Origin of the sequence: Mucilaginibacter flavus (assembly GCF_030409315.1) — a bacterium.
GTDB classification, from domain to species: domain Bacteria; phylum Bacteroidota; class Bacteroidia; order Sphingobacteriales; family Sphingobacteriaceae; genus Mucilaginibacter; species Mucilaginibacter flavus.
Genome location: NZ_JAUFPS010000026.1, coordinates 135,301 through 155,541, shown reverse-complemented (window position 1 = coordinate 155,541; position 20,241 = coordinate 135,301). Strand labels below are relative to the sequence as shown.

Sequence of the window (20,241 nt, the reverse complement as noted above, 5' to 3'; positions counted from 1 at the left end):
TGCTAAGTTAGCAACAATTTGAGTTTGTTTAAGGACCTGTTAGTAATTTTTTACTCCGACAGTGGCTTATCAATTAGCCGATAAATTTGTATTTTTGATATAATTCAAATAGCCATGCAATTATCAGATTTAGATATATCCCAAAAATACACCTATGCCGATTATTTAAAATGGACATTTGATGAAAGGCTGGAGCTTATCAAAGGCAAAGTTTTTAAAATGACACCTGCACCAGGATCTTTACATCAAAGGCAATCTGGTGTTATATATGCCGAACTGTTTTACCACCTTAAAGGCAAATCATGCGAAGTATTTTCGGCCCCGTTTGACGTGCGGATACCCAAACTATCAGGCGCTGACAAAGAGATAGTTACTGTAGTGCAGCCAGATATATGCGTAATTTGTGATCCTTTTAAGGTAGATGACAAGGGCTGCCTTGGCGCTCCGGATATCGTAGTTGAAATATTATCGCCAGGAAACAATAAAAAAGAGCTTAAAAACAAGTATGAAGTTTACGAGGAGGCAAAAGTACTTGAATATTGGATTATACACCCTCAAGAAAAGACTTTTTTAAAATACACTTTAGTTAATGACAAATTTCAACCCTCAAGGCTTTTAACTATTGGCGATGAGGTTAGCACACCTTTATTGCCCGGGTTTATATTAAGCCTTGATGAACTTTTTGCTGACAGAACTTACTAATCGCCTTAGCTGATCTCTTTACAATTAATTGGGGGTATAAGCCATATATCACTTTTTAACTCCCATTTGAGTTAAAGCTTACCAAAACCGATAAAAACATACACCTATTGTTATATGAAACTTGCTACTACACCACAAAGTAAAGAACAATCAAAAAAGTCAAACACTTATATAAAATATGAAAAACTGCTTTTACAGATTGAACAACAAAAGCAATTTAAACTAAACCTGCAGGAAGGCCTAAAAAAAGCATATCATAAAATTGAACAAGAGATTTTACCGATTCAACAGGAATTACAAACACTTTTGCGTGAATTTATGATACGCTTAGATACCCTTGCGACAGAAATAGGTGTGGGTAAACTGAATAAAGAATATCTTGAAACCTACATGGCCGAAGAATTAGAAATACTATTAGACACCTTTGGCCACCAGGACGTCGTCTTATCAAATCTGTATCAGAAATATGCCGGTGTTTCGCTGGATGATCTGGCCACTGATGAAGATGCTTTGGAAATAGCCAAATCAATAAGCGAGCTATTAGGCGTAGAGGTTGATGTTAAGGAACTATTGAAAAAAGGGCAACAAGGCTTTTTTGAAGAGTTTAGAGAAAAATTTGCCGGGCAGATTAATAATAAAGATTTTATTGATACAGAAGATAGCGAAATCAGCTCAAATAAACCGGCAGGTAAAAAAACAACAAGTGAAACAGATCAGATTGCGAAAGATGCAAGAAGCATTTATATGCGACTTGTTAAAAAATTCCATCCTGATCTTGAACCCAACCAGGTTTTGAAAGACCATAAAACCGAGATTATAAAAGAAGTAACAAAAGCTTACCAGGAAAACGACTTTTTAAGCTTGTTAAAATTACAGATAACCCATCTGGATGACGATGACGCTAACGTAGCTTCAATTGCCGATGATATGGTGAAACGCTATATCAAATTGCTGCAAAAGCAACTTGATGAGTTAAACGCCTCTATACATGAAACCCATTTTACAAACGGCAACGAGATTGCCGACTTTATAGACAAAAATGGAAAATTTAGTCCGCAAAAGTTTTCGGCAAGAAGAAGGAATCTTGAAAAGCAGATCAGCGCAATTAGATCATCATTAACCAGTTCGGCAAAAAAGCCAAAAGGATGGTTTAAAGAGCAGATGAGTATGATAAAAGACACGGTAATGCAAAACATGATGAATGATATGTTTGCCGATATGTTTGATCACTTTAACTAAACAGCCCGCCATAAACGAAAGCCTCCGTATTTATCCAAACGGTTTTATTGCAGGTCGTCGTCGGGCAAATGATCGTCATCCTCGGGATCAGGCTCATTTATATCATCGTCAACCTTAATTTCGGGCAAATCATCTTCCACATCAAGCCGGTCGTCAAAATCTTCATCATCCTCATCGCCCCAGTCACCTTCAATATCGTCCTCTTCGCCACCGCTTAAAGAGTGCATTACCATTTGGTTTTCAGCCGATAAGTATTCAAGTTTGGTAGTAGTAAAGTATATTCCAGATGCAGTCATATGCTTGCTATTTTATCACCTAAATATACCAATAAGCTTTAATTAATTATATCTATTTAATAAAGCCTCAATAACAGATTGCTGCATTTTTGATTTTTGGCTTTTGCGCCGCGTAATAGTTTGGTTTTTATCATTAACTATGGTGTTTTCAAAATCATCCGGCGAAGTATTGACGCATATATCCATGGCTATTTCCAAATCGCGTAAAGCAATAAGTTCGGTTCTGTAATCTCCGGCTTGCTTCAGGCTGCTTTTATAAGCTCCAATAAATATGACGCCCGCTATCTCGGCCAGTAAAGCCACCGTAATTTTGCCGCTGAAATTTCCAATAAACCACGCAAAACAGCAGTTGCATGGGTATATAGCATGTTGATTACTGCAACATACAGGTAAAACTACAAGTGCTATGCCTGCAAATATTAAAATCAAAGCAGCTAACAAACTATTTCTTGCCGATATATTATTTTCCTTAACAAATCCAATTAACTGGTTTTTATTAGCATCTATATTAATTTTAAAATCCTGATGATGCCGGGCATCGCTTTCTTTTGAGGGTTCCATCGTGATAAGGTTATGATTTATATTAAACTAAAAAATTATCAATTATATCTGCATAAAAACGTGGGCAATCCCAATAATAACTATGGGTAAAGCCAAACGTTCCGGCTTTAAAACGACAATCAATATTGGTTAACTTTGTATAGTAATCCAGGCCGCCACTTATGTAATCCTTGCTATCGTAGTAATTACGCCATTTTATAGCATCAAGTCTTTTTTCCATGTTACATGGAAGCCGCATGTACTTCTTGTTTGTTTTTTCGCTATTTGCAGTATTAAGCGGCCGCTGTTTAAAGCCGTGATAGTTATCTAAAAATTGCTGCCGTAAATATTCATTGTCGGATACGTTTTCACGCAAAAAAAACACAATCTTATCCAAAGGACATCCAAAAGTGATAAATCCGCATAGCTGTTCGCTAAGCATATGCGCATGCTCTTCATCCCCAAACTTGCAAAGCGCGTTTTTATCATAGTTAAGCAGTTCACCTTCATTTACTAACAGGTTTATTTTATTAATTGCATCATAAGCCACCTGCGATCCCAACGAATGTCCGGCTATTACTACCGATGAATAAAATAAGTGTTGACATCTTAACTCAAGTTCCAATTCTTCATCAAGAGCGCTTTTTTCAACAGTGTTCAAACCAAGCTTATTTTCTTTTACTTTGTCAACCACGGCTTGAAGATCAAAGTCATCGTCGGCTGGCCGTTCAACTAAATATTTTATAGCTTTAACCGCACCATCTAAAATTTTTCGCCTAACCCCATAAAACTTTGATTTTGGATCAACAACATTATATACGGCTACATCGCCCAATATATTGGTAAGGTCATGAACAATAGTATCAGCATATGACTGCAACAACGAATCGGCAAATTTTCCCAAAAAAGGGATTAAAGAAATAAGCCAGATGATAATTCGCCAAATCATATCTATAAACAAGAAAACTTTAGACACTACCGACATGAAAAACCGATAAATACCTACTTTGAACTTTCCTGTTTTTGTATCAAAAAACGGGCTTTTATCTTTGTATTGTTCCCCTATTTGCCCGTTTCTTTTGTAAAACTTTTCGGCACCGTTTACCACTCCCTGTAACCAAGTATTTAAGTCCTTCCAGCTTGCTTTATCTTCGGTATAATCGGCCCAGTAATACTCATATATGTCAATAAAGTATTCACTATCGTCTTTTTGCAATCGTAAAGCGTTATCAAACCAAACGCCATTATCATCACTTTTTTTTGAAACTATCTTATGGCTTATGCTAAACCCTTCCCGGTATTCTGCCCTGTATTGCTGTATAAGACCGCGCCCAAACTGATCAATTGTTTCAAGTGGCAATTGGTTACCAATGCCATGCACCACCAGGATTGCCGTGTTTTTACTAACCCATTGCAAATCTGTAGCCGTTGCCACCAGGTTTAGCACCTGGTGGGGATTGGGTTTCGAGTTGGCGCCCATACCAACTGCTATTTATAGGTAGATAAAATAGGTTTAAATAAACCTGTGAGATTAAACTTTTTGCTAATGGCTAACGTAATTACAGGTTGAGAACCAGAAATTGTTAAGCCACGAATCTCACCACTAAAAGTGATGCCATAAGCCACTTCATTAAGTCTGAATTGAAACATATAAAAAGGATGCCATCCATTACCCGGACTTTTTAAATTTAAGATGTCACTATACCCGACTGTAGAACTGTTGATATCCGGAAAATTTTTACGTGTCGATCCTTCAGAAACTATCATAAAACCCTGGTTACTAAAACCAATCATCGGGTTAAAATATAAGTTAAAATCGTTCTCTTTAATATATAACGGTACTGCAAGACCCAGGTAATGCGATCTGAAGTCGAAATTAAATGACTGAGTTTTGTATGGGAGACTTGCAACTCTGAGACTGTCAGGCTTCCCGGCAGCAGATGTTATGCTATATGTTTTATTAGCTTTTGAATAATCAACCGTTGCCGAAATTCGTTGCCACAGCATCTCGAAGTATGGAGCGATAAAAAGATGAAGTCCATTGGCGTCAGTTTTTCCGCTGGTTATCCTAAACATAGGAGAAATAAAAAGCCCGATTCGCTTAATGGATGTGGTTGAACTTATACTTCCTGTATCTCGATAAGTTTTATACGATTTTACTTTTCCTGTTGTAGTATCCAAAACCCCAGAAGCTCCGTCTTTGTAATCAAAGATATTATTGGTGGATCTTATACTTACTGATTGTGATTCATAAACACCGCCGCTAAAACTGATATTATTGCCATTCTTTTTCGCCCACAGCCGGGCAATGTCTTTGTCAAACATATACACGCCCGCATAAAAATTGTTGGTTTTTAGGTTATCCAACAAGTCGAAGTTGGTACCAATCTCCGCCCAAAATGGTTTATCAGGCATACTTAACTTAACGCGGTGCCTTTCCTGGGTTTGACCGGTGATGATAAGATCCATTCGTTGCGTATTCTTTGCTACAGAGTCAATTGGCGTAATACTCTTCAAGTTTAAATTAATCTGTATCGTTTTGCCTGGTTGTGCGAACGCCTCTTTCCATTTGTCTTTTTTTATTTCAACCGGCGAGCCGAGAATTTGAAAACGCTTTGCTAAAGAGGTATCTAAAAATGAGAAAGCTATGTTATTATTTCCTTCTCTATAGTCGCCTGTTAGTTTAACTTTTACGGTCAACGGATCGACGGGATCAACTGCGAAGTTGTAGTCACGGGTAATTTCTGAATCGTCACCAGGTAACAGTTCAACACTATCAGATACTTTAATATTTGCCGCATTATTTTTACTTTTTGTTTTAAAAGGCATCACCTTTACCAGGTGCTTCCCTTTAATTCCTTTTAATTTAATTAGAAGATCCCTGCTCATCTTTAGCCAAAGTTTTCTGTTGTACCAAAACTTCAACATACTTGTTTACCACGGTATCAGCTGCGTCGTTCCAATCGTCTTTATCTATTTGTATGGTAACTTTTTGATCGGCGGCGGGCAACTCCAAATTTTGTAAAGGCTGCACAGGTTTAATAGAAACATTTAAAACAGAATCCTTTGCCAAACCTCTGCCCAATTTTAAAAATAGCTTCACCTGGTAACTATTAGCCGTATTTGGCCTAATGGTATCTAAAGTAAAAGTTGATACGCTATCTAACAGGGTTATGGTTGCCTTAGCCACACCAGTGGTATTTACCGGCGCTACATCTGTGATCTTTTCCCCGGCATTATCTTTTTTTACTTCGCTGCCAAATGCTACCTTGTAATATTCATTATCCTGCCCATCTATTTTGATATATGCTTCTGCATCCATATCTATCGGGCCGTTATACACTACCCTAACAGGTATAGAAATTAGCTTGGTTGTTCCATCAAACTGTTCTTTTTGTATAGTCTCTGTATCATTTGCTAATGGCCCCGATGAAGTAACGAATAACATTGAGTTTGTTTTTGAATAGCTTTTTATATTTAATTTAACAGGCATGTCTTTTTTAGGGGTACTGCCCGTAATATAAAAAGGTATATAAATTACATCATACAATATTGTCCCCCCGGCAGCTGCCTTAATAAATTCCGGGGTTTTCACTAAGCTAAAACTGCCTGTTTTAATAACTATTTTATTATTTACAACAGGTGTTTTAACAATATTTTTAATTGGTTTAACCGCAGGTTTAACACTCTTGCTTTGGCTCTGAACGAAAAATGGAAACATCATTAAAGCAAGAAAAAAACTGCAACTTTTTTTGATAGCGGTGTTAGGGAAATATACTTTCATGACAACTTGTTTAGGTGCTATGAAAATAGACATTAATTATTTAATTATCAAGCCATTAAAATATGCTTTTATTGAACTTTTATTTTCAAATTATTCTTACTACATTTGCAGCCCCGTAATAGCGGGGAATTAATTAAAAAATCAAAGTATAACAATGCAACAGTACGAAATCGTGATCGTTCTAACCCCGTTGTTATCAGTAGAAGTTGCTGCAGAGGCTAATGCCAAATACAGCAAAGTTTTAACTGATGGCGGAGCCGAAATTGTCCAGGAGGATAATTGGGGTTTGAGAAAATTAGCGTACCCTATTCAAAAGAAAACTACAGGGTACTATCACTTAACTGAATTTAAGGCTCCAGGTGAATTAATTAACAAATTGGAGGTTGAGTTAAGGCGCGATGAGCGTGTTTTGCGTTTCCTTACCATTGCTTTGGATAAACATGCCGTTGCTTACAACGACAAGAAACGTAGCGGTGCTTTCAACAAAAAACCTAAAGCAACAGAGGAGGCAGCAAACTAATGGCAAACGAACAAATTAAATACGTTACCGCTCCAAAAGTGGAGGATAACCGTAAAAAATACTGCCGTTTTAAAAAGAATGGTATTAAGTATATCGATTACAAAGACGCTAACTTTTTGTTGAAGTTCATTAACGATCAAGGTAAAGTATTACCACGTCGTTTAACTGGTACTTCATTGAAATTTCAGCGTAAAGTGGCTCAGGCGGTTAAACGCGCACGTCACATTGGTTTATTACCTTACGTTACAGATTCATTAAAATAATAGGAGATTTAAGAAATGGAAGTTATTTTAAAACAAGATGTAAAAAACCTGGGTGATAAAGACGATGTAGTAAACGTTAAACCAGGTTATGGCCGTAACTACCTTTTACCTAAAGGCTACGCCATATTAGCTACACCAAGCGCACGTAAAGTTTTAGCTGAAAACTTGAAACAAGCTCAGTTTAAACAAGAAAAAATCCGCAAGGATGCCGATGCGATTGCTGCACGTTTAGAAGGTGTTAAACTTAACATTGGCGCTAAAGCCGGTGAAAGCGGAAAAATCTTCGGCGCTATCAACACTATTCAAATTGCTGACGCGTTGAAAAAAGAAGGTTTTGATGTTGACCGTCGTCGTATCACTTTTGACCAGGAGCCCAAGTTTGTTGGTGATTACATCGCAAACGTTAACCTGCACAAAGAAGTTAAGGTACAAGTTCCTTTCTCAGTAGTAGCTGAGTAATTATTTATTTCGGAAGTCGGATATCTGATTTCGGATTTAGATTTTAAATACAGAATTTAGAGGTGTTTTGCTTTTGCAAAGCACCTTTTTTTATAGCAGCAATATTAACATCAGCATACCCTGGTAATTTAAATGCGTACAACTAAGAACTCGAAATCTAAAAGTTCAAATTCAAAAAATAAAGGCGGCAAATTTAGCGGCATTATCCGGCTGATTCTAAGGGTAGTTAAACTGGCCTTTATCTTATTTTTTGGTTTGAGTTTATTTGGAGTACTCCTTTATCGTTTTGTACCTCCCCCATTTACCTGGCTGATGATTGAACGGGGTTTTCAACAAAAAGCCCGCGGTAAAGACTGGAAGATTGACAAGCATTGGAAAAGCTTCGACGAAATATCTGACAACATGAAGCGCGCCGCCGTAGCCGCCGAAGATCAGACATTTTTAGAGCACCACGGTTTTGATTTTCACGCGATAGAAAAAGCTATCGAAAAAAACTCGCACAGTAAAAAACTGATAGGCGGCAGTACCATATCACAGCAGGTTGCCAAAAACGTATTTCTTTGGGAGGGCCGGTCGTTATTACGCAAGGGCATCGAAGCATACTTTACCGTGCTGATAGAGGTTTTCTGGAGCAAAAAACGCATTATGGAGGTTTATCTTAACGAGATTGAGATGGGCGATGGTATTTACGGTATTGAAGCAGCTTCGCAAGCTTATTTCAACAAATCGGCGTCCGATTTAACCAGGCATGAAGCGGCGGCTATAGCGGTGATTTTCCCAAGTCCGCTTAAATGGTCGGCCACCAACCCTACGCAATATTTAAAACACAGGCAATACCTTATTATGAAGAATATGAAAAGGTTAGGGCCGTTGGATTTTTAGCCCCCTAACCCCCTAAAGGGGGAATAGAAGCTCAGAGCACAATTTTTCATTCCCCCTTTAGGGGGTTAGGGGCTTTATACTTCCAATTCCTTGATTTTCCTTCGGCAATCCACTCCGCTGCAGTTTCCATACGCTTTTGCCGGGTTGCATCGGTTTTGGCATCTACAATCCATTCCACGTATTCTTTTTTGTACGAATAGCTCGATCTATCGAAATTAAGGCTGGCATTGGGATAGGCCTTTAAAAATTCGGTGAAGTACTCGGGGATAACCAGTTCTGCTTTGGGTGCAGACGTCTTTTTGGGGGCCGCGGGTAATTTTTTACCGCTTTCATTCAGTGCAATGGCCTGCCTGATAAAATCCTGCAGTATTTCCTTTGATGGCAGATCTTCTATCTTAGTGATCCGGCCAAAATTACCGGCACCGCCGTCGCCGCGCATTAACACGTTTTGCGGATCATTCAATAATGAAACCTTCCAAAACCCAAATGAGCAATGTTCTTTAAAAGCAGCCATTTGGCAAACTACACCCTTATAATCAAAAAACGGGAAGCCCCATTTGATTGATTCAGTTAATAGCGGTGATGTTTCGTGTACGAGTTCACGTAAATATTCAAGAATAGGCTTGGCAAAATCGGCCGACCTTTCAATAAAGGCATCTACCCGGGGATCATATTGTTCCATAAAATAAATTTAGAAACAATTGCCCTTACTTACAAATACTTAAAAACCATCGGTCTTAAGCATTTACCAAATCTCTGAAAAGTTGTATATGCCAACTGTTTTTAAAAGGCACTTCCCATTTGGTTTCCAGCTCGGTTAAGTTTTGCACCATGTTGTTGTACACAATGGTTTCGGTATTTATTTTGCCTTGTTTCAATTGCTCCTCGAAAGCATGGCGAGGTAATGATAAAATCTCCTCGCCCTCGCGATAAGCAAGGTTAAACCTATCAAACAAATTGATGCTGAAGTGCTGCTCAACTTCTTTCATAAAATGAACCGACTTATCGATTGAACAACCGGTGGCACCGGCCTGGCTTTCGTCAACAATCAATATTAAAAACCGGTTATAACGCACCTCGCCTTTTGCCCTTAACTGGTGGTTATGGGCTGTCCAACCGGTGGTAAAATTATTGAGTGCCGATTGAATTTGAAGGGCTTCCTGGTCGGTTAATTTTTTATCCGATTGATAGATCCAAACTCTTGAGTGTTGAGAAAATTCCATTTGCAAAAATATCAATTTATTAACTTAGGGTAACAATTTGTTGTCATGAAAACATCAATTATGCCGTCAATAAAAAAAACGGCGCTCATTATAGCATTATTGGCGTGTAGTAGCTTAATTTACGGCTTTGGCCCTGGTTTTGATGAGCTGCAATGGCTTAGCTGGAGCAATAAATGCTTGTTTGAATCATACGCGCCCCCTGTTGATGCCAAACTAAAAAAATGGGAACTAAATGTTACCAACGATTATTTTTTACGTTTAAGGAAAACTTATCAACATGGTAACCAGGAGTATTTTTCGTTCAATTTACACCGTTTAAACAACATTGAATACCTGGGTAGCGACACCACGGGCAGCATCAAATTCAGCACCCTGGCCGATGATATTATTGTACAAACGTATGATGATCCAAAGGGAGATCTTGACTCTATGGCAACCACCTTTGAACTGCCCGTAAAAAACATGAGCCCCGCCCGTTTGGATAGCTTGAAAAATGCCTTGAATTATTTTAAAGCTAAAGGATTATAAGCCATTAGCCTTAACGGTGATCTCGGCAATATCCAGTACTTTAATTTCCTGCTCTTTATTTTGATTTTTTACACCATCGGTAAGCATCGTCATACAAAACGGGCATGCCGAGGCAACTACCTGCGCTTTGGCCGTTATCACATCTTCTATACGTTCTATATTGATATCTTTTTTGCCAGCCTCGGGTTCTTTAAACATTTGCCCGCCGCCTGCACCGCAACACAGGCCGTTTGAGCGGCAGCGCTTCATTTCTACAAGCTCGGCATCCAAAACTTCTAAAGCTGCCCTGGGGGCCTCGTAAACGCTATTACCGCGACCAAGGTAACATGGATCATGAAAGGTGATCTTTTTCCCTTTAAAGCTTTCTCCGCCCTGGGCTTTTAACTTCCCTTCGTCAATAAGTTGCTGAATCAACTGCGTATGGTGAATCACTTCGTAATTACCGCCAAGGCCAGGATACTCGTTCTTTATCGTGTTAAAACAATGCGGACAGCCGGTGACTATCTTTTTAACGTTATAACCATCTAACACCGCGATATTATTCATGGCCATCATCTGGAACAAAAACTCGTTGCCGGCACGTTTAGCGGGATCGCCGGTGCAGCTTTCCTCGGTACCTAAAATCGCGTAGCTGATGCCTACATGCTGTAATATTTTGCAGATATCACGGGTAATTTTTTGCGCTCGCTCGTCAAAACTACCAGCACAGCCAACCCAGAACAATATTTCGGGCTCCTTACCTTCGGCGGCCATCTGGGCCATGGTGGGTATTTTTTGATCCATTGCTTTATAATTTAATCAAGCGGCTCCTCGCTGATATCGGCTATAAACTCATCCAAACTGCCGTAGTTTTTAAATGTAATTGCCGAATTAATGGCTTTTAATCGATTCAGGATATCCAGAGCTACGTTTAAGGTATCAATCTCCTTCCCTATCATAGTAGCGTTCCAGTTAATGCCGGCTAAGGTTCCGTTTTCGGCCATGCCTACACACCAGTTTTCTAAAAAATCGGATAAAGGTATTTCGGTGGGCACAAAACTACGCCAATCATCGCGGGCGCAAACCTTAGCCAAGGCTCTATCGGCCCAAAATGGCACTACCCCTACTTCTTCATCGTGCTGCGCGTGTGAGTTGGCCCAGCCCTGTTTACTCATTAGCGCCCATACCAGTTTGGTGGCGGCAACCCGTTCTATAAATTGCTGGTATTTTAATTCTATCGTAGCGATATCCTGTAACATTATTTACGTTTTAAACAGCCCGTGGGCTTATTCGTTATCGGCCCAGTTAAACCTATCGGCCTGGCTGTATTTCCAGGGGGCTCCATTATTTTCTACATTGCCAAACATATTGTTGAGGCTGGCCGGGGCCTGTGATTCTTCCATTACCACGTACCGGCGCATTTCGGTAATAATCTCAAGCGGGTTGATATTAACCGGGCAGGCCTCTGTACAGGCGTTACAGCTTGTACAAGCCCATAACTCTTCGCGACTGATGTAAGTATCCAACAAAGTTTTGCCATCGTCATAGTCCTTACCATGCTTATCCAGGTTATTACCTACCTCGGTCACCCTATCGCGCGTATCCATCATAATTTTGCGTGGCGATAGCAGCTTACCGGTAATATTTGCCGGGCACACCGATGTACACCTGCCACATTCGGTACAAGTGTAGGCCTCCATCAGGTTTTTCCAGGTTAAATCGGTTACATCCTTAACGCCAAAACGAGCCGGTTCGCCGGTATTTTCGGGCACAAAAGAAGGATCAAGCATGGCCTTTACCTCGTTGGTTACCGAGGCCATATTGGTAAACTTCCCTTTAGGGTTTAAGTTGGAATAATAAACATTAGGGAAAGCCAGCAGGATATGAAAATGCTTTGAGTAAGGCAGGTAATTTAAAAATGCCAGGATGCCAACGATGTGAAACCACCAGCAGCCACGTTCCAAAACAGAAAGCGCGCTTGCGCTGCCGGGTAAAATTGGAGCTATCAATGAACTTATGGGGAAGCTACCCGCTTTGACGTAGTGCTCAAAATGCAAAAGCTGCAATTTATAGTCGGCCGCGTTCATGGTTAAAAAGGCGGTCATGAGCAGTATTTCGATACAAAGGATATAATTCGCATCAGATTTTGGCCATTGGGTCATCTCGGTGCCCGAAAAGCGCTTTAAACGGACAATATTACGACGGCACAGGAAAACAACGCAGGAAACAAGCACCAAAAGGGCCAGAACCTCAAAACTACCTATCAGCAAATTGTATAAGCCGCCCAACGGACCGGAGAAGATACGGTGCGAGCCAAATACGCCGTCTATCATAATCTCCAGCACTTCCAGGTTAATGATGATAAAACCCATGTAGATAAAAAAGTGCATCACCGCCGCCACCGGGCGCTTAACCATTTTAGTTTGACCTAAAGCCACCTTAGCCATGGTTTTCCAGCGCAGGGCAGGCTGGTCGGTTCTGTCCACATCCTTGCCCAGCAATATATTGCGCCGTACTTTACCCGCGTTTTTGGTAAACAGGTAAACGGCTGCCCCTAAAATGATAATAAATATAGCCTGTGCAATCATTATGCGTGCATAGTATTTTTGTCAAAGTTAATTGATTAGTTGATATGGAAAAATGTTTTGCAAGCTAAAAAAAATACAACTGCTAAGTAACTGATTAGTTGGCAGATTGTTTAAATATACCCTATCTGTCAAAAAAAATTATGCTTTTTTTGAAAAAATAGTTTTCAAAACCGAAAAAGAAAACTATATTTGCACTCCCGAAAACGAGGTATCATAGCTCAGTCGGTAGAGCAAAGGACTGAAAATCCTTGTGTCGCTGGTTCGATCCCAGCTGATACCACACTTTCAAAGCCTCTTAGCTAACGCTAAGGGGCTTTTTTTATGGAGAAAAAGTGTTTTTGGGACGCGTGAGAATAACTCCGCCACGTTGCAATCAACAGCGCTATAACGTTGTTTCATTGCCAATTACAACTAAATATCGTTGCTGCACTTTATAAGTTTCCTGGAAATAAGCGTCATTAAAAATTGTATTTAGTGCTGATATTACTGAACTGCAAGCATATACCTTCTTTGCAAAACACCTGCTCAGCATAGCTCTATTTGTGGATTTAAATTTGAATTCCCATACGATTGACTTTTAAAAACCTTTCCTATTCCATTGCTTAAGGCGCAAATGTTTAAATTTTTACTCCTGTTATGTCCCCTGTTTATTGCGGTAACAACCTGCCAGGGTCAAATTGCCAACGAGCGCGATTTGCGAAAATACATTGACGTAACCCAAAGAATGGAAAATGATACCAATCGGTTAAGTAAGCTTGCATCTATAGCGTTTTATTACAATAGTCACGATGATGGTCATAATCACGCGCATGATACCGCGCTTATGTATTTCAATAAAGTATACCAGTTAAGCAAACAACTCAATCCACCCTCCGGGCATTTCATGGTTGAAAAATGTCTTGGTTTTTTTGGCTTTTACTACATGTCATTAAGAGACAATGAACGCGGAACCCAAATTTATTTAAAAGCGATTGCAAGTCTGCATGCTAAACGAAAGAGTTTGGAGGAGGCGAGGGTTTGGTATAACCTGGGATATTATACGCTGGCTTTCCGCTCGGGAAATGCAGACTCTATAGCTAAAAGATTTAAACAGGGCATTAACGCATGTAAAATCTCCTTACAAATAATGGAGCATGTGAACAAAACGAATCTGGCAGTCATGATTCGTAAAGATTTGGCAAACACCTATGTAGCAGCCGGTTACCCAGACTCTGGAAAAAATGAATGCCTGCAGCTGTTAAAAAAATATGCAAATTCCAGGTTCCCGGAAGTTGATGAAGCTTATTATATTCTATCGGCTATAAATAGAAACGACGGGAACCTTAACATTTCCCTGAAGTATATTTTAAAAGGTGTTGAACACATGCAAAAAACAAACGACACCACAAAGGCCGAATTAGTTTATGGTGAACTGGCAGAAGTTTACCAGGAACTTGGCCAAACCGAAAACAGTATTGCGGCATATAGAAAATGCATACAGGCGCGGGAAAAGCAACCCAATTTTCCCCAAACAGGAATTATTCGCACGGTTGGCTTTCTTGTTCAGGGACTGATTAAGGAAGGAAAAGCAAACGAAGCGCTCCATGAGATTAATGACGCGGAAAAAAAACATCCGCCAGAAAGCGACTTTGTTAAAGGACTCATTGCCGAGATTAAAGCAAACTGCTACGAAGCCCAAAACCGCTTGCGCCCGGCAGAAGAAAAATACCTTGAAATGTACAGACTGCTTTCGCTGCCAAATCCAGATGGGATATACCTTAATATTGGCAAACTGGACATGGCAAGGTTTTATTTAAAGCAAAATAAGTTTGACAAAACCAGCTTCTATTTAAAAGACCTTACAGCAAGTGGCTTTACAATTGGCCAACGCCTGGAGTTGCTTTCATTAAACTATAAGGCAGATTCTGCAAAAGGCGACTACCTTGGGTCGTTGAATCATTTGCTCGCTTACAAGACAATGAATGACTCTATTTTCAGTATTACTAAAAACAAACAAATTGCCGAACTCCAAATCATATACAAAACAGAGCAAAGGGAAAAAGACATCAGTCTGCTTAAAAAAGACGGTCTTTTACAGCGCGAATTGGTTTACCACGCCAATACCGTTCGCAACCTTACCTTCGCCGGCATTGCCTTGCTGGTAATTTGCATGGCTTTTCTTTACAAAGGCTACCGGATAAAACAGCGCAATAATCATTTCCTAAACCAACTGGTTATTGAAAAAGACGGGCTTATTGAAGATAAAGAATGGCTGATTAAAGAGATACATCATCGCGTAAAAAATAACCTGCAAATGGTAATGAGTTTACTGCAGCAGCAAGCCGCTTATGTTAGTAACGAAAAAGCGCTGGAAGCAATACAAAACTGTAAAAACCGGATGCGCTCTGTTGCTTTAATTCATCAGAAGCTTTATCAGTCAGACAGTCTTGATCTTATTAGCATGCCCGAGTATATTGATGAGCAAATCAATTTTTTAAAAGATAGTTTTGACCTGGATAAACGGATCCTTTTTGAAAAGCATGTAGATGCAATTGAACTGGATGTATCGCAAGCCATGCCTTTAGCCTTAATTTTTAATGAAGCAGCAACCAACGCCATAAAATATGCTTACCCGGGCGACAAAACAGGAACTATTAAAATTCATCTTTTCCAAAAAGACAATGGGTTTGCATTATTAAAAATTATTGATCAGGGTACCGGAATAAAAGCTGATTTTAATTTCGACAAAATCAAATCACTTGGTATGAACCTGATGAAAGGGTTGAGCAAACAATTAGGCGGCAAATTTGAGATAGATAATTTGAATGGCGTGCGTGTTAGCGTAACCTTTAAAATTATTGAACCGGCAACGCCTGTAACTATTTCAAATAAAGGGAAATAGACCTCTTAGCCAACCCTATTCCCCCTGGCGCAAGTCTTGTGTATTGGCCAAAAGGGGAATGGCAGACTTGTGACAGACACTTTGTTTAATACACAAGACTTGCGCCAAATAAGGGGTTCATGTTTAATTTGGCAATTTTTTCAATGTGCAAGCAATAGCATTTATACGCTCACGTTTTAGCCCGTAAAAAGTTCTATATCCTTTCATTAACGACCCATCCGAAACAATCTCAAGTAAAAAAGTCGAATATGCCATCCTGCTTCTGGTACTACATTTAAGGAATAAAGTAACAAACCTATCTTTAATTTCACCTTCGATATTATAAAAAATGCAATCACTTGTTTCATTATCTAGTATCAGCGAAGAGGTCGCTTTACCAGAAAGTTTGTTTGCCCTCTGTTTTATTTCCAGCACTGTATTCCGTGTTGCGCTTAATGGTGTTTGGTCTGCCGTTTGATCCCCCATCTCTATAGTCCATTTTTCACCAACATAAATCCCCTTATATAGTAAGGTTTCAATGAATGGTATAATCATCTTATTCCAAATGAGCACGATACCGAGAGTTATGATGGACGCGATAACGCTGATCACGATGGTTACAAGCGTACTTGTGTTCGCACAAAATGTCTCGTCCGCCATATCAGTTAGCAAGTTTTAAAATCTCGGTCAACTGTGCATCGCAACGCCCAGTTTCACTTCCATCGTCACATTTAGCGAACACCTGATTACTAAATCCGGCCTCACATTTTTTATCGTCATCTTCCTTGTCGCATTTTGCGCGTTGTTGGCCACCAGTGTCACAGTTATTTATTAAGTTGATAGGGTGGGGGTTATGATGAATAAATCTGCCGAATGTTACCATACAGTAATCATGGTACTGGCGCGTGTGCAAAATAAAGGTGTGCCATGCCTCGTCTACCTCAACTGTAGGCACTGATTCGATAGCATTAAACGCATTATTTAAAAATGCCTCTAAGCTAAAATAAACAGCTTGTGATTGTCCAATGGGCATACCATATTTAGCTGAATGATATTCTATTACTCTAACGGGAACCATATTTGATAAGTTTAGATAATAAAATTAAATAAAATATTGAATTTCAAACATATTCAATAATAATATGAATGATTAGAATCTTTTTCGGATTTAATGAAAACTCTTTCCCTTATAAAACTTGCTTTCAATGAAGTGCCACGTGTGTTAGAAGCAAGTATTGTAATTTCATCACCTCGCGATGAATTTAACAAGGAGTTTTGCGCCCCAGTTTCAATCGAAGTAAATGCTCCGCTATTTTTATTTTTAAGAGATATTTTAAATATGTTAACATCTAATTTACAATCCGTTATTTGCTTTCTAAATAGGATTTCAGTAGATGCGCTTGTCCGAATAACACGTCATGGTCAAGTAAGACGTTATTTTTAATTTGCAATTTGATCGACCATTTACGAATAGATGACCAGAAAGCTTTTTATAAGTCTAAATTCGCTAATAGGCGCAAATCAGACGGGAAATAGTTCGAAATTTGTACAGTAGCCACCACACTTTCAAAGCCTTTTAGTTAACGCTAAGAGTTTTTCCTTAATGAAAGTTGCCAGAGAGCGCACAAATGCCGTTTTAGGACTAAAAGTAAACATTAAAAATAAAATGATACAGTGTTTTCTCGCGCCCGGAAAATTGATGCTTGGAGCTAAAAAAATAAAAATCTGAAGTTTTCTGTTGATGCTTTTCCCACGAGCCTGTGACATAATTCATATTTGCCCTTTGCAACAACTTTTCGTAGGCGGCTGAGATATCCGTCGCTTTTAGATGATTTATCATGAACACGTACCCTTCTTGTTCGAAGTCGGTTAAATAGCCGGTAAGCTGGAAAGCGAGATCTTTCTTATCATAATTCCACCAGCCCTTAAATTCGACGACCTTATGCGGAAATGAGGAATGATATAGCTTCAGATCCATGAAACCGGTACCCTTTTCTTCTTCCGCAACTAGTGTGGCGTCAGGAAATCTGGCCGACAAAAAGTTCTTTACGGCGTATCTGACCATCGATTCTTTAGCCACTCCGTTGTTTCGTACATTCAATAAACTTGGTTCGTTGCCGTCGTTACGCTGAAAATTCTGGATGACATCACATAATGACCTGCGGAATAATTCATCGTGTGTTTCGTCACCCAATGTCAGCCGGAGTTCGGCTATAAATTTCTTTTCACCTTTCAGCCATTTTTTAAGCAGCCTTAAATAAGCACTTTGGTCACCCCTCGTGGGTAATTGCAACTCTTCGATCTCCAGGCGGCGGTTGGCAATTAGTAATTTCAAAGCGGTTTCCTTGATATCATTTAATACTCCCTTTTCAAAAAGCTTTCCCGCATTGAGATCGGTAATTATAATAGTCGTCGCCTTTTTGATAAAATCCAGCAGTTCAGCTTTTGATTTGAGCGAATAGGTCGTTTGACCGGTGAATATGTTTGTTTCTAGTTCTTCCTTTAATATCGGGATAGTGTTTTCAAGATGAGCCCGAAGCGGTTGCAAATAAGGAATTTCAAAAGGGAAGATTCGCAACCATTCACGATAAATGTTCATCAGTAAGTCGAAATCAGATTCACTTTTGTCTTTTCCGCTACGAACATGCCCATTTAATATTGCTTCAATAGCCATGTGTTTCTCGGGCGAAAGCTCATCAATCAGCGGCAGATTATTTCGGATAATTGACGCATACTGACTTATACCCAGTGGCGGCCCGTAATTGAGTGGAAATTGACCAAAACTGCGGATCGTCGTTGTCAGATAATCTTTGATTCTTTTATGCCAATCGGGCGTATTCATATATTCCTTGATAAAACTGATGGAGTAAGCAAAGCTGTTCATTACTTTCAGCGGCATATCTACATAGTCGCGTTTATCAAACCACGGCGTGGCCATCAGTTTTTTGTGCCATGCACAGCAATTGGGAAAACGCTCAAACTCATCTCTCAAAGATTGGTACATGTCTCGGTGCCCCTCGCAGCATTCGGGAAATGCATCAGGCATATTAAGTTCTGGCAGCGCCGGCAAATCGTATGCCCTGAATTCCACATCTTCCGCTGATACGTATACGATCTCGCCGGCATGGTATTTTTTCATCACTTCGATTGCTTTCGCAGGGTTGATAAACACGATATCTCCACAACCGGGAAGTCTCATAGTAGTTCTTTTATATTAGACGGATAATTCTGCGGTAGTTAAAGATACCATTTCCTCACCTTTGGCGCAAGTACAGTTTATTAGCCAAAGAGCAATCGCAAACCTGTGCCATTTTGCAAATCTCTCCCACAAAAACAAAAATAATTTAACCAACCCGATTTTTCCGCAGCGTCACAAGAAACGCCCAATCTCCAATAAATACAATTAATTAATAATTTATAACTATTATTTCTTATAAATTAATAATTAACATCAATTTCACTTTAATTTTCAATGGACTTCGGTTTAGCACCAGCCGTCTTGCGTAAAACTACGTACGCAAACACGTACTAACCCTATTGTTATACAACACATTAGCCAATAGTTTTACTCCTGTTGGGATTAAGAAAATACACAAGCCCTGATGTGTGTAAGCCCGATATGTTAGGCCAATTATTTTAACTATTAAACATTTATTATTTGACTGATACTGTTAAAGTATTGGCATAAATGCAAAATACTGTCGCGCTAATATTAAACGTACCTGAACCAAGTAAAAAACCTTTATCTGCCTTATTGTATGATACGTACCGCACTTCAATTTATACAAAGCGAGCTTGAAGCCTACATGGTGAACAGGGAAAATGACCCGGGAAGCTATAAAACTGGCAACGTGGTTGATTTGAAACCCATTGTTTTACCAAACGGCAATATCAACATTACAGATTCGACGCATGTTACCGTAATGCTGGTAAATATTGAGGAAGAACGCAGGGAAGGAAAACAAGCCTACTATTTACCAACGCCCGATAAAAAGTACGTAAAGCTTAATCCGCCGGTTGAAATTGATTTGTTCCTGCTGTTTGTTGCCAATAACTCCGACTACCTCACCGCCCTGCGCGATCTATCGGATGTTATCGGGTTCTTTCAATCGCATTCGGTTTTTGATAGCCAGGGTTACCCATCTCTTAACGCATCAGTAACCGACGGGGTTAATAAGCCATGGCAAATGATAGATAGGTTAAGCTTCAAATTGGTTAGCCTAACATTTGAGCAGCAAAATAACCTGTGGGGCATGCTAAGCTCAAAATATATGCCCAGCGCCGTTTACCGGGTTAAACTACTTACCGTGTTTGAAACCAAGGGCAGCGACGTGGTTACTGCTGTTAGTGAACTAAATTTTGTTGAAAACTGATTAAA

General features: G+C 39.5%; 23 protein-coding genes and 1 tRNA gene. 11 read left to right on the top strand and 13 right to left on the bottom strand.

The window, feature by feature from the left end; all coding sequences use genetic code 11:
• Nucleotides 1-114 precede the first annotated feature (114 nt).
• Both QWZ17_RS10480 and QWZ17_RS10475 read left to right on the top strand, forming a co-directional pair.
• Nucleotides 115-702, top strand: coding sequence for a Uma2 family endonuclease (locus QWZ17_RS10480; RefSeq protein ID WP_290305148.1), 588 nt, complete (start codon nucleotides 115-117; stop codon nucleotides 700-702).
• A 114-nt stretch (nucleotides 703-816) separates the two neighbouring features.
• Nucleotides 817-1,941, top strand: a complete 1,125-nt coding sequence (locus tag QWZ17_RS10475; RefSeq protein WP_290305147.1) for a J domain-containing protein — start codon at nucleotides 817-819, stop codon at nucleotides 1,939-1,941.
• Nucleotides 1,942-1,985: 44 nt separating this feature from the next.
• On the opposite strand, the gene QWZ17_RS10470 is transcribed toward QWZ17_RS10475, so the two are convergent.
• From QWZ17_RS10470 to QWZ17_RS10450, 5 genes are read right to left on the bottom strand one after another with little or no spacing between them, the layout of a single operon-like run.
• Nucleotides 1,986-2,237 carry a hypothetical protein gene (locus QWZ17_RS10470; RefSeq protein ID WP_290305146.1) on the bottom strand — a complete coding sequence of 84 codons (252 nt, stop codon included), beginning with the start codon at nucleotides 2,235-2,237 and terminating at the stop codon, nucleotides 1,986-1,988.
• 42 nt (nucleotides 2,238-2,279) lie between these two features.
• The gene (locus tag QWZ17_RS10465) at nucleotides 2,280-2,798 is read right to left on the bottom strand and encodes a hypothetical protein (RefSeq protein WP_290305145.1); all 519 of its coding nucleotides are present in this window, start codon (nucleotides 2,796-2,798) and stop codon (nucleotides 2,280-2,282) included.
• A 22-nt stretch (nucleotides 2,799-2,820) separates the two neighbouring features.
• The gene (locus QWZ17_RS10460; RefSeq protein ID WP_290305144.1) at nucleotides 2,821-4,257 is read right to left on the bottom strand and encodes a hypothetical protein; all 1,437 of its coding nucleotides are present in this window, start codon (nucleotides 4,255-4,257) and stop codon (nucleotides 2,821-2,823) included.
• A gap of 8 nt (nucleotides 4,258-4,265) precedes the next feature.
• Entirely contained in the window at nucleotides 4,266-5,666 is a 1,401-nt protein-coding gene (locus tag QWZ17_RS10455; protein ID WP_290305143.1) for a hypothetical protein, read from the bottom strand.
• A complete protein-coding gene (locus QWZ17_RS10450; protein WP_290305142.1) occupies nucleotides 5,644-6,561 on the bottom strand; it encodes a hypothetical protein in 918 nt (305 codons plus the stop codon). The genes QWZ17_RS10455 and QWZ17_RS10450 overlap by 23 nt, the downstream gene beginning before the upstream one ends.
• A 154-nt stretch (nucleotides 6,562-6,715) precedes the next feature.
• Between QWZ17_RS10450 and rpsF the strand changes: the two genes are divergently transcribed.
• The 4 genes from rpsF to mtgA all read left to right on the top strand — a co-directional run bounded on the left by rpsF (nucleotide 6,716) and on the right by mtgA (nucleotide 8,685).
• Nucleotides 6,716-7,081, top strand: coding sequence for a 30S ribosomal protein S6 (rpsF, locus tag QWZ17_RS10445; RefSeq protein WP_290305141.1), 366 nt, complete (start codon nucleotides 6,716-6,718; stop codon nucleotides 7,079-7,081).
• Entirely contained in the window at nucleotides 7,081-7,344 is a 264-nt protein-coding gene (gene rpsR, locus QWZ17_RS10440) for a 30S ribosomal protein S18 (protein ID WP_022833472.1), read from the top strand. The genes rpsF and rpsR overlap by 1 nt, the downstream gene beginning before the upstream one ends.
• A 15-nt stretch (nucleotides 7,345-7,359) precedes the next feature.
• The gene (rplI, locus tag QWZ17_RS10435) at nucleotides 7,360-7,803 is read left to right on the top strand and encodes a 50S ribosomal protein L9 (RefSeq protein WP_259089080.1); all 444 of its coding nucleotides are present in this window, start codon (nucleotides 7,360-7,362) and stop codon (nucleotides 7,801-7,803) included.
• Between the two features lie 132 nt (nucleotides 7,804-7,935).
• Nucleotides 7,936-8,685: a monofunctional biosynthetic peptidoglycan transglycosylase gene (mtgA, locus tag QWZ17_RS10430; RefSeq protein ID WP_290305140.1), complete on the top strand. Its 750-nt coding sequence runs from the start codon at nucleotides 7,936-7,938 to the stop codon at nucleotides 8,683-8,685.
• Nucleotides 8,686-8,731: 46 nt separating this feature from the next.
• Here the strand turns inward: mtgA and QWZ17_RS10425 are convergent, their stop codons facing one another.
• Complete coding sequence (locus QWZ17_RS10425) at nucleotides 8,732-9,367, bottom strand: YdeI/OmpD-associated family protein (RefSeq protein ID WP_290305139.1); 636 nt, start codon at nucleotides 9,365-9,367, stop codon at nucleotides 8,732-8,734.
• A gap of 55 nt (nucleotides 9,368-9,422) precedes the next feature.
• Nucleotides 9,423-9,908, bottom strand: coding sequence for an ABC transporter ATPase (locus QWZ17_RS10420; protein ID WP_290305138.1), 486 nt, complete (start codon nucleotides 9,906-9,908; stop codon nucleotides 9,423-9,425).
• Nucleotides 9,909-9,953: 45 nt separating this feature from the next.
• Between QWZ17_RS10420 and QWZ17_RS10415 the strand changes: the two genes are divergently transcribed.
• Nucleotides 9,954-10,436, top strand: a complete 483-nt coding sequence (locus QWZ17_RS10415; RefSeq protein WP_290305137.1) for a hypothetical protein — start codon at nucleotides 9,954-9,956, stop codon at nucleotides 10,434-10,436.
• Here QWZ17_RS10415 and QWZ17_RS10410 read toward each other — a convergent pair.
• Genes QWZ17_RS10410 through QWZ17_RS10400 form a run of 3 tightly spaced genes read right to left on the bottom strand, consistent with a single transcriptional unit; the run spans nucleotide 10,431 to nucleotide 13,003 of the window.
• Entirely contained in the window at nucleotides 10,431-11,219 is a 789-nt protein-coding gene (locus QWZ17_RS10410; protein WP_290305136.1) for a (Fe-S)-binding protein, read from the bottom strand. The two genes, QWZ17_RS10415 and QWZ17_RS10410, sit on opposite strands and share 6 nt — an antisense overlap.
• An 11-nt stretch (nucleotides 11,220-11,230) precedes the next feature.
• Nucleotides 11,231-11,674 carry a DUF2750 domain-containing protein gene (locus tag QWZ17_RS10405; protein ID WP_290305135.1) on the bottom strand — a complete coding sequence of 148 codons (444 nt, stop codon included), beginning with the start codon at nucleotides 11,672-11,674 and terminating at the stop codon, nucleotides 11,231-11,233.
• A gap of 27 nt (nucleotides 11,675-11,701) precedes the next feature.
• The gene (locus tag QWZ17_RS10400) at nucleotides 11,702-13,003 is read right to left on the bottom strand and encodes a 4Fe-4S dicluster domain-containing protein (RefSeq protein WP_290305134.1); all 1,302 of its coding nucleotides are present in this window, start codon (nucleotides 13,001-13,003) and stop codon (nucleotides 11,702-11,704) included.
• Between the two features lie 207 nt (nucleotides 13,004-13,210).
• On the opposite strand from QWZ17_RS10400, the gene QWZ17_RS10395 reads away from it, so the two are divergent.
• Together QWZ17_RS10395 and QWZ17_RS10390 are read left to right on the top strand one after the other, a co-directional pair.
• Nucleotides 13,211-13,283, top strand: a tRNA-Phe gene (locus QWZ17_RS10395).
• A gap of 333 nt (nucleotides 13,284-13,616) precedes the next feature.
• Nucleotides 13,617-15,884 carry a tetratricopeptide repeat-containing sensor histidine kinase gene (locus tag QWZ17_RS10390; protein WP_290305133.1) on the top strand — a complete coding sequence of 756 codons (2,268 nt, stop codon included), beginning with the start codon at nucleotides 13,617-13,619 and terminating at the stop codon, nucleotides 15,882-15,884.
• Nucleotides 15,885-16,007: 123 nt separating this feature from the next.
• On the opposite strand, the gene QWZ17_RS10385 is transcribed toward QWZ17_RS10390, so the two are convergent.
• On the bottom strand, nucleotides 16,008-16,523 hold the full coding sequence (locus QWZ17_RS10385; RefSeq protein WP_290305132.1) for a hypothetical protein: 516 nt from the start codon (nucleotides 16,521-16,523) through the stop codon (nucleotides 16,008-16,010).
• 1 nt (nucleotide 16,524) lies between these two features.
• Nucleotides 16,525-16,941, bottom strand: coding sequence for a UCP032817 domain-containing protein (locus QWZ17_RS10380; protein WP_290305131.1), 417 nt, complete (start codon nucleotides 16,939-16,941; stop codon nucleotides 16,525-16,527).
• Between the two features lie 93 nt (nucleotides 16,942-17,034).
• Between QWZ17_RS10380 and QWZ17_RS10375 the strand changes: the two genes are divergently transcribed.
• A complete protein-coding gene (locus QWZ17_RS10375; protein ID WP_290305129.1) occupies nucleotides 17,035-17,307 on the top strand; it encodes a hypothetical protein in 273 nt (90 codons plus the stop codon).
• Between the two features lie 198 nt (nucleotides 17,308-17,505).
• Here QWZ17_RS10375 and QWZ17_RS10370 read toward each other — a convergent pair whose 3' ends face one another.
• Complete coding sequence (locus QWZ17_RS10370; RefSeq protein WP_290305128.1) at nucleotides 17,506-19,062, bottom strand: hypothetical protein; 1,557 nt, start codon at nucleotides 19,060-19,062, stop codon at nucleotides 17,506-17,508.
• 559 nt (nucleotides 19,063-19,621) lie between these two features.
• On the opposite strand from QWZ17_RS10370, the gene QWZ17_RS10365 reads away from it, so the two are divergent.
• Nucleotides 19,622-20,236 (top strand): Pvc16 family protein, encoded by a 615-nt coding sequence (locus QWZ17_RS10365; protein WP_290305127.1) that lies wholly within the window; start codon nucleotides 19,622-19,624, stop codon nucleotides 20,234-20,236.
• Nucleotides 20,237-20,241 lie beyond the last annotated feature (5 nt).

Bases quoted from the DNA above. Each gene is read 5' to 3' on its own strand.
- QWZ17_RS10480 (WP_290305148.1), top strand. From the start codon at position 115: ATGCAATTATCAGATTTAGATATATCCCAAAAATACACCTATGCCGAT.
- QWZ17_RS10475 (WP_290305147.1), top strand. From the start codon at position 817: ATGAAACTTGCTACTACACCACAAAGTAAAGAACAATCAAAAAAGTCA.
- QWZ17_RS10470 (WP_290305146.1), bottom strand. From the start codon at position 2,237: ATGACTGCATCTGGAATATACTTTACTACTACCAAACTTGAATACTTA.
- QWZ17_RS10465 (WP_290305145.1), bottom strand. From the start codon at position 2,798: ATGGAACCCTCAAAAGAAAGCGATGCCCGGCATCATCAGGATTTTAAA.
- QWZ17_RS10460 (WP_290305144.1), bottom strand. From the start codon at position 4,257: ATGGGCGCCAACTCGAAACCCAATCCCCACCAGGTGCTAAACCTGGTG.
- QWZ17_RS10455 (WP_290305143.1), bottom strand. From the start codon at position 5,666: ATGAGCAGGGATCTTCTAATTAAATTAAAAGGAATTAAAGGGAAGCAC.
- QWZ17_RS10450 (WP_290305142.1), bottom strand. From the start codon at position 6,561: ATGAAAGTATATTTCCCTAACACCGCTATCAAAAAAAGTTGCAGTTTT.
- rpsF (WP_290305141.1), top strand. From the start codon at position 6,716: ATGCAACAGTACGAAATCGTGATCGTTCTAACCCCGTTGTTATCAGTA.
- rpsR (WP_022833472.1), top strand. From the start codon at position 7,081: ATGGCAAACGAACAAATTAAATACGTTACCGCTCCAAAAGTGGAGGAT.
- rplI (WP_259089080.1), top strand. From the start codon at position 7,360: ATGGAAGTTATTTTAAAACAAGATGTAAAAAACCTGGGTGATAAAGAC.
- mtgA (WP_290305140.1), top strand. From the start codon at position 7,936: ATGCGTACAACTAAGAACTCGAAATCTAAAAGTTCAAATTCAAAAAAT.
- QWZ17_RS10425 (WP_290305139.1), bottom strand. From the start codon at position 9,367: ATGGAACAATATGATCCCCGGGTAGATGCCTTTATTGAAAGGTCGGCC.
- QWZ17_RS10420 (WP_290305138.1), bottom strand. From the start codon at position 9,908: ATGGAATTTTCTCAACACTCAAGAGTTTGGATCTATCAATCGGATAAA.
- QWZ17_RS10415 (WP_290305137.1), top strand. From the start codon at position 9,954: ATGAAAACATCAATTATGCCGTCAATAAAAAAAACGGCGCTCATTATA.
- QWZ17_RS10410 (WP_290305136.1), bottom strand. From the start codon at position 11,219: ATGGATCAAAAAATACCCACCATGGCCCAGATGGCCGCCGAAGGTAAG.
- QWZ17_RS10405 (WP_290305135.1), bottom strand. From the start codon at position 11,674: ATGTTACAGGATATCGCTACGATAGAATTAAAATACCAGCAATTTATA.
- QWZ17_RS10400 (WP_290305134.1), bottom strand. From the start codon at position 13,003: ATGATTGCACAGGCTATATTTATTATCATTTTAGGGGCAGCCGTTTAC.
- QWZ17_RS10390 (WP_290305133.1), top strand. From the start codon at position 13,617: ATGTTTAAATTTTTACTCCTGTTATGTCCCCTGTTTATTGCGGTAACA.
- QWZ17_RS10385 (WP_290305132.1), bottom strand. From the start codon at position 16,523: ATGGCGGACGAGACATTTTGTGCGAACACAAGTACGCTTGTAACCATC.
- QWZ17_RS10380 (WP_290305131.1), bottom strand. From the start codon at position 16,941: ATGGTTCCCGTTAGAGTAATAGAATATCATTCAGCTAAATATGGTATG.
- QWZ17_RS10375 (WP_290305129.1), top strand. From the start codon at position 17,035: ATGAAAACTCTTTCCCTTATAAAACTTGCTTTCAATGAAGTGCCACGT.
- QWZ17_RS10370 (WP_290305128.1), bottom strand. From the start codon at position 19,062: ATGAGACTTCCCGGTTGTGGAGATATCGTGTTTATCAACCCTGCGAAA.
- QWZ17_RS10365 (WP_290305127.1), top strand. From the start codon at position 19,622: ATGATACGTACCGCACTTCAATTTATACAAAGCGAGCTTGAAGCCTAC.